This window comes from Alcanivorax sp. S6407 (genome assembly GCF_023016115.1).
Taxonomy (GTDB): Bacteria; Pseudomonadota; Gammaproteobacteria; order Pseudomonadales; family Alcanivoracaceae; genus Alcanivorax.
In genome coordinates, this window is record NZ_JALKBH010000004.1 from 618,143 (window position 1) to 625,767 (window position 7,625).

At 54.9% G+C, this 7,625-nt stretch carries 5 protein-coding genes; all 5 read left to right on the forward strand.

The window, feature by feature from the left end:
- Positions 1-5: 5 nt before the first annotated feature.
- The 5 genes from yidC to MWU49_RS12560 all read left to right on the forward strand — a co-directional run bounded on the left by yidC (position 6) and on the right by MWU49_RS12560 (position 7,490).
- Positions 6-1,736, forward strand: a complete 1,731-nt coding sequence (gene yidC, locus MWU49_RS12540) for a membrane protein insertase YidC (RefSeq protein WP_246972860.1) — start codon at positions 6-8, stop codon at positions 1,734-1,736.
- 159 nt (positions 1,737-1,895) lie between these two features.
- Entirely contained in the window at positions 1,896-3,266 is a 1,371-nt protein-coding gene (gene mnmE, locus MWU49_RS12545; protein WP_246972862.1) for a tRNA uridine-5-carboxymethylaminomethyl(34) synthesis GTPase MnmE, read from the forward strand.
- A gap of 277 nt (positions 3,267-3,543) precedes the next feature.
- Entirely contained in the window at positions 3,544-5,475 is a 1,932-nt protein-coding gene (locus MWU49_RS12550) for a hypothetical protein (protein ID WP_246972864.1), read from the forward strand.
- A gap of 10 nt (positions 5,476-5,485) precedes the next feature.
- A complete protein-coding gene (locus MWU49_RS12555) occupies positions 5,486-6,772 on the forward strand; it encodes a hypothetical protein (RefSeq protein ID WP_246972867.1) in 1,287 nt (428 codons plus the stop codon).
- Between the two features lie 13 nt (positions 6,773-6,785).
- Positions 6,786-7,490, forward strand: a complete 705-nt coding sequence (locus MWU49_RS12560; protein ID WP_246972874.1) for a hypothetical protein — start codon at positions 6,786-6,788, stop codon at positions 7,488-7,490.
- Positions 7,491-7,625: the final 135 nt, after the last annotated feature.

Genomic DNA, 7,625 nt, shown 5'->3' on the forward strand with positions numbered 1-7,625 from the left:
CATTTATGGAAATCCAGCGCGCTCTCGTGATCACCGGCATTGCCGTCGTCTCCTACCTGATGATTCAGGCCTGGCAGAAGGACTATGCCAACCCCGCCACTCCCACTCCGGTAGAGCAGGTTGCCGAAACCAATGGGCTACCAGGCGATGATTTGCCAGCTCCCCAGGTGGAAGACAGCACTGTACCTGAGGCACCGGCAGAAACCGCGACGGTAACCGCCCCAGCAGCAGAAAGTGACCAGACGGCAGCTGTGTCAGTGCGGCCCATCGCCGTCAGCACCGATGTGCTGCGGATCGAGATTGATCCCCGCGGTGGTGACATCGTTCGACTGGCTCTGCCGGATTACCCCAACCATATCGAGACCCCGGATCAGCCCTTCGTGCTGATGCAGCAGGCCTCCGACATGACCTATGTGGCTCAGAGTGGTCTGGTAGGCAAGAACGGTACGGATTCCAGCAAGGGCCGCCCACAGTGGTCTTCCCGTCTCGACAGCTATGCGCTGGCTGACGGTGATAATGAACTGAACGTGGATCTTACCCTCACCCAGGACAATGGCGCCGAAATCATCAAGCGCTATACCTTCGAACGGGGCAGCTACCTGGTGCGTGTCAGCCACATTGTCCGCAACCGTGGCGAGAGCGATTGGTCCGGCTCACTGTACGGTCAGATCAAGCGTGATGGCAGTGATGATCCAGGCACCGCCAAGGGCGGCTTTGTGCCCATGCCCACCTACCTGGGCGCAGCCTACTGGGATTCCGAAAAGCCCTACAACAAGCTCAAGTTTGACGACATGCAGGAAGAGCCTCTCAACCTGACCGTCAATGGCGGCTGGCTGGCCATGGTTCAGCACTACTTCGTGTCGGCCTGGATTCCGGATCCGCAGCAGCGTAATCACTATTCCAGTGTCTACCTGCCCAAGCGTGACCAGTACCTGCTACGCTTCGTCAGCCCCACCGTGACTGTGGCCCCGGGCGAAGAGAAAGCGCTCTACGCCGAGTTCTACGCCGGTCCCAAGCAGCAGGACAACCTGGCTGCCATTTCCGGTGGCCTGGACATGACAGTGGACTATGGCTGGCTGTGGTTCATTGCCCAGCCCATTTTTGCCCTGCTGGTGTTCCTGCAGAGTGGCAAGGTATCCGTGTTCGGTATGGATATCGATGTGGGCTTCGGCGTGGTCAACTGGGGTGTGGCGATTATCCTGCTGACCTTCATCATCAAGGCCATCTTCTTCAAGCTCAGTGCTACCAGCTATCGCTCCATGGCGAAGATGCGCAAGGTCGCGCCCGAGATGCAGCGCATCAAGGAGCAGCACAAGAACGATCGCCAGAAGGCGCAGATGGAAACCATGAAGCTGTTCCAGCGCGAGAAGATCAATCCGCTGGGTGGCTGTCTACCCATGCTGGTGCAGATGCCGGTGTTCATCTCCCTGTACTACGTACTGCTGGAATCGGTAGAACTGCGTCAGGCGCCGTTCTTCCTGTGGATCAATGACCTGTCAGTAATGGATCCCTACTTTGTCCTGCCGATCCTGATGGGCGCTTCCATGTTCCTGCAGACCCGCCTCAACCCGACCCCTGCAGATCCCATGCAGGCCCAGGTGATGAAGTGGATGCCGGTGGCCTTCTCCGTGTTCATGCTGTGGTTCCCGGCCGGCCTGGTGCTGTACTGGCTGACCAACAACATCCTTTCCATCGCCCAGCAGTGGGTGATCACCAAGAACATCGAGAAGGGCTGAGAGTAGCAAGCTTCAAGCTGCAAGCTACAAGGCGCGAGCGGATGGGGAGCCACACAAGGCACTCTTTCCCCGCGCCGCGAGCCTTTTAACTTCGTGACATTTAGCCCTTTTTCGGGTTTCCTTGCGGCTTGAAGCTTGTCGCTTGTAGCTGCCTTTTCCATGTCGAATACTAGCCAGGACACCATTGTTGCCATTGCTACCGCACCCGGTCGGGGTGGGGTGGGTGTGGTGCGCTTGTCCGGGCCCCAGGTATTAGCCATCGCAAAAGTCATCTGCGGTGATCGTGAGCTGACACCGCGTATGGCTCATTTCGCCCGCTTCCGGGATGCGGCCGGTGAGGTTATCGACGAAGGGCTGGCAATATACTTCCCGGCCCCTAATTCCTTCACCGGGGAAGAGGTGGTGGAGCTGCAGGGGCACGGTGGCCCGGTGATCCTCGATCTGTTGGTCAAGGCCTGTATTGATGCCGGTGCCCGTCAGGCCCGTGCCGGGGAATTCTCCCAGCGCGCCTTCCTCAACGACAAGATGGACCTGACCCAGGCGGAAGCCATTGCCGATCTGATCGATGCCGGGACTGAGGCCTCTGCCCGCGCCGCCCTGCATTCCCTGCAGGGGGCCTTTTCCAATGAAGTAAACCAGCTGGTGGAAGACCTGATCGGTCTGCGCATCTATGTGGAGGCGGCCATCGACTTCCCGGAAGAGGAAATCGACTTTCTCTCCGATGGCAAGGTGGCTGGTGATCTGAATGCGGTTTATCAACAGGCCGAAAAAGTGCTGGATGAAGCCCGTCAGGGCCGACTGGTGCGCGAAGGCATGACCCTTGTGATCGCCGGCAAACCCAATGCCGGCAAGTCCTCCCTGATGAATGCCCTGGCCGGCTTCGATGCGGCCATCGTCACCGACATTGCCGGCACCACCCGGGATGTCCTGCGCGAAGCCATCCAGCTGGACGGTATGCCGCTCAACCTGATCGATACCGCCGGCCTGCGGGAAAGTGGTGATGTGGTGGAGCAAGAAGGCATCCGCCGTGCCTACGCCGAGATGAAAAAGGCCGATCGCTTGCTGGTCATGGTCGATTCCCGGGAAGGTGGAATCGACCCACAAGATATCCACAGCTTGCTACCACAGAGTCAACAGCAGCTGGAAAACCTCGATCTTCCGGTTACTGTGATCCTCAACAAGGCGGATCTGTCGGGATTGGCCACAGGCCAGGCCGATAACGGAACCTTTGTGCTGTCTGCCTCGACAGGTGAGGGGTTGCCTGAATTGCGCGATCATCTCAAAGCCGTGGCCGGCTATCAGGGGGAGGGGCAAAGCCGCTTCTCCGCCCGCCGCCGTCATATCACCGCCCTCGAACAGGCTCTCGGGGCGCTGGACAACGGCAAGGCCCAGCTGCATGGCCATGCCGCCGGCGAACTCCTGGCCGAAGACCTGCGCGCCGCCCAGAAAGCCCTGGAAGAAATTACCGGTGCCTTCACCGCCGACGACCTGCTAGGCCGCATCTTCTCTTCCTTCTGTATCGGGAAATAGCAGGCCAAACGCTGGATGCCTGAGGCCTGACACAGAAATCCCCTCGATTCTCCCTCTGGGAGTATGAAAGCCTCAATCCTGACTCCCCCGTTTATCGGATTGTGACTAATCAGTCACCTTTAAAATCAATAACATAAAGTTGCGTATACAAAATGTTTAACATTGATCGTTGTTTGATCAGTGCGCCCCTCGGTATCTATGTAAGCAAAGAAAAAGTCTGCAAGCAGCCCATGGCAGACAACCAATAAGAATAAGAGAAAGCATAAGGAGAGGCGGGATGACTCAGTCGCATCACCGCACAGGGAGATTACGCAGTAGCCTTCGAGCACTCATGCTTGGCGGACTCTCGTTGTTGCCAACCACCAGCCTGGCCGCCCTTGAGCAGCTGGACGATGCCGCCATGGCCGATGTCAGTGGTGCGGGCATTGCCCTGGGCTTTGAAGACTTCCGCTGGCTCACCAAACCCACCAGTTATTACGAGCAGATGGGCACGGCTCCCATCGGCGCTACCAGCTTTCAGCGTGCCGACATGCGTTGGTACGGCTTGAGCATTACCGCTATCGGCGAGGGTACCGGTGGTGCCGCAGGGAATGTGGGGTTTCATTGGGACCAGTCAGGCAGCAGTTTCGGTACCGCCTGTACCAGTGGTGGACTGGCCTGCCCACTTGGCGGTCAGATCGCCAATTTTGCTCCCTTTGATAATCCCTATGTGCTGCGTGCCTATGCTCCCCTTGGTTATCACTACGACGGCACCTTGCTGAACGCCAATCCTGATAACCCTGACAAGACGGTCTACGAATATATCGCGCCGACCAATCAGCCTTACTACAACTTTGCCTTTATGGGCGAGATCGAGGCTGGAAGAACCGCCCCGAATGAATATCTAACGGCGCAAAATATGCCGGCGGGTGTCACCGGTGATGCAGGGGAATTTCTAAAAAGCCAGACCTTGATTCAGGGCAACGCGGCCGGGTCCGTGTTCCGTATGTTCCAGCATACCCAGCCGGGTAACGAAACCTTCGCGATCATGTATCACAGTCACCTGCGAGGGGATTTCCGATTCTCGGCTGGCCAGGATGCCAGATCATCCAGTGATGAGGTTGGCGTTCCTGTCATATTTGATGAACAGGAAGGGCTTCACTTCAAGAATGTGGAAGCCTATGTGGCATTGGGTCAGCACTTCTATCAGGCACTGACACTGGATGCCGTTCCCAACCAGGACGGGAATTTCATTATGGAAATCCCGTTCCTTCGTGACCCCTCTTCGAGTCCCTACGATCAGCTCAATAATGCACAGCGACATTTCTATACCTATGCCGTAGACGAAGATCTGGTTCGTGGCAGTTATGTATTGGGTGGAACGAGTTATGAAAACGGTGTGGCAGGCTATATCACTGCACGGCTTGCCTATTTGCACAACATTGGAAGTCCCAACGTATCGGATTACGAACAATATATTGTTAGCCAGCATGGGGGGGCTTTATACGATGGATTTTCGGGTGCAGAAGCCTGGCTTGCCCAATACAACACTACCCATGGCTATTCCCGCTGGGGGGACTGGACGACATGTCGTGGTATAGGTTGCCCGGATATGCATGGTGTTGGTGCCGCTTCACCTGTTTCCCACCCGGATCGTAATACCTATAACAGCACCACTGACGGAATGTTCTTTCGCAAGTGTACAAACTGCGATGACTTTGATGCCTTCGCCTATCTTTTGACGGCAGTAGATGTGCGTCCCGGGAATAGCCAGTTCACTTGTCCAGGTGGAGAAGAGTGTACTGCAGATGGTTATACGCCAAGAGGTGTTACCGCTAACAGAAATAACGGACTGACATTGCATGACGATTCCTATAACGCGAATGGTCGATATTACGCGAGGTCCGATAGCTGCACAGCAACCACCGGAGACCCTTACCGTTGTGGCTATGGGGGGAGTTACTCAGTAGATGCAGGGTCAGCGCATGTATATGTGGCTGGCAAAGTAGACCCCTCAACCACATTCGGTGTTGCTAGCCGTCCTTACACAAGAGAGATCCAAACCAGTTCATCCGGGTGCGGGCTTTTCTGGTCTCAACCTTGTTATGGACCTGAACTTGCGGGGATACCCGTTATCCGTACCGATGTGGTGAACATTGGCGACTCCCGCATTGAAGGTCTACAGATGAACTATATGAAGTTTACCAGTTACGGAGCAGGGAGCCCGTAAGGGGAAACGTATGAATAAAAAAACAATAAAAACACTCTCCCTGTTCTTGGTTTTGGCTACGACAAAAGTCAGTGCGTTGAATCAATCTGGACTGGTTGAGTTGGAAGAGTCTGAGCTCAGAACGGTATCAGGACAGGGCCTTTTTGTTGCCGATATGGTCCGGGGGGATGAACTGGCCAACCCCAATGCATACTCAACTCCCTTCAATTTTTATCGCGTGGGTATGGATGGTGAAATGCAGCTCAATCTGAATATGACAAAACTTCAGCTGGGTTGCGGGGGGGTGAATGACCTTCTATCCGGTCATGCGGGTTGCGATATTGATATCGACTACGTGAGCATGATGGGACGGAATGGTTACAAGCCCGGAGAGCCACAGAGTCCTGTGATTCTTGATCGGCCTTATATGGAATTTGCCATCAAGAATGATGACACCAGAACCATGCGTGAAGTCGTGGGGATCAAGATTGGCGCTGCAACTGTGGATGGATTTATGGCCACGGGTAGACGTTATTACCAAGGAGTCGCCAACGAAGAAAATACCGGCTTTGGCAGTGCCTGCAATCCCGGAGCATTTACTGGGAGCGGAGTGGTCGGGTGTCATTCAGGATTGAATACAGTGAGTGGTTTCCTCGGTACAGACCTGTCTCTTTCAATGCGAGTAAAGGCGGCAGTGATTGGAATCGTTCCTCTTGATGCCTGGGGGTGTACTGGACGAACAACGACAACAGTGGATCTGTGTGGTACCAGTCAAAGCGATTCAATCTTTGTGGATCTGGCCGGTACCCGTATGCAAAGTCTTGGTTTGAGAGCGGCTGAGCTGCAACTGAACGGGGATGGTGTTGTTTCTTTCCTTGAGTTCATCGGATTGAACGATGTATACGCCCAGCTGAATGCGGATGCACGTACCGTTCATGGTCTTGCATTTGAGAATACTGGTGATTTCTTTCTCTCTTTCCAGCGTGAGCCGGTCGCATATCCTCGTTACAGCAAGATAAGTCCCACTCAAGAGTATGCGGATGCAGGTTTGATGGGGGTGGCGCTTGATGCCTGTGCGACGACAAACCAGGCAACACCACGATGTGCCAGTGGTTATGCTGTACCCGCGAATACAGGTTGGTGGATGAATGCGCCCAGTGCAAAACTGGTGGATGTTTATAACGACAATATGGAACTGGGCAGCCTCAGTATTGGTGATGCAGTTTCCTTGTTGGGAGCTCCCGGCTTTCCCATTGTGAATCCGGAACTGAATTTCCACCGCGCGCAAAACTGTTATGGCAGTAGCACCTTCTGCTAGGGGAGGCGGTAAAGTGATAACAAAAATAACCAAGAGCATTGTTCTTCTGGCTGGCATGGCGATAACCCTGGTCCGCGCAGGCAGCCTTGAACCACTCAATGATGCGGAAATGGGCGCTGTCACCGGGCAGAACGCTATCCAGCTGACCGTCAAGATGCACAACAATGTGATAGCCACCAATGACAATAACCATGTCAGGGGGAATCACTGTGTTCCTGATACCAATGGCTACAGTCCCTGCCGCCTGGGCATGGAGTTTGTCGACAAGGAACGCAACTGGCTGGTGATGAAGCAGTTCTATGGCTATCTGAACCTGACCGATATCCGCTTCGAGGGGGTAACGCTCCCTGCCAGTAATACTGCCTACCACGATCCGGATCGATTCAAGCGTGCGGATGGTTCCTGCATGATTGCAGGTTGTAATCCAAAGAGCCTGGCCGCCATCGAGATGAGTTACCCTTCCTCGAAAGGCCCGGGACAATACCTGGACATGCAGACCTTCCTGAACATTGGCGCCATGGTAGTGGAAACCAATAACCCGGGTGCCACCTACAGTGATGGTAGTAATCCCCATCGACCGGATGCGGTGACAGATTACGGTTTCATGCGTGACCAGACCCAGGGGGTCGCCAATGCTTTCCGCATCAGTGACAGCAGCGGGCCGAATGCCAACATGCAGGTACGCTTTGACGGGAGCACATTGATCTATGGCTTCTAGAATCGTTTCCCTGTTGGGGTCCTGGGGATTTTCCGTCTTAAAAAGACATAATCCTCTACAGCCCCCGTGGCTCCTGGCCTCCAGCGGGGTATTAACTTCCTCCTAGCCCTTAACTTGTCCCTTTCGGTTATTATG

Coding starts and splice junctions, on each gene's coding strand:
- yidC (WP_246972860.1), top strand. CDS start 6: ATGGAAATCCAGCGCGCTCTCGTGATCACCGGCATTGCCGTCGTCTCC.
- mnmE (WP_246972862.1), top strand. CDS start 1,896: ATGTCGAATACTAGCCAGGACACCATTGTTGCCATTGCTACCGCACCC.
- MWU49_RS12550 (WP_246972864.1), top strand. CDS start 3,544: ATGACTCAGTCGCATCACCGCACAGGGAGATTACGCAGTAGCCTTCGA.
- MWU49_RS12555 (WP_246972867.1), top strand. CDS start 5,486: ATGAATAAAAAAACAATAAAAACACTCTCCCTGTTCTTGGTTTTGGCT.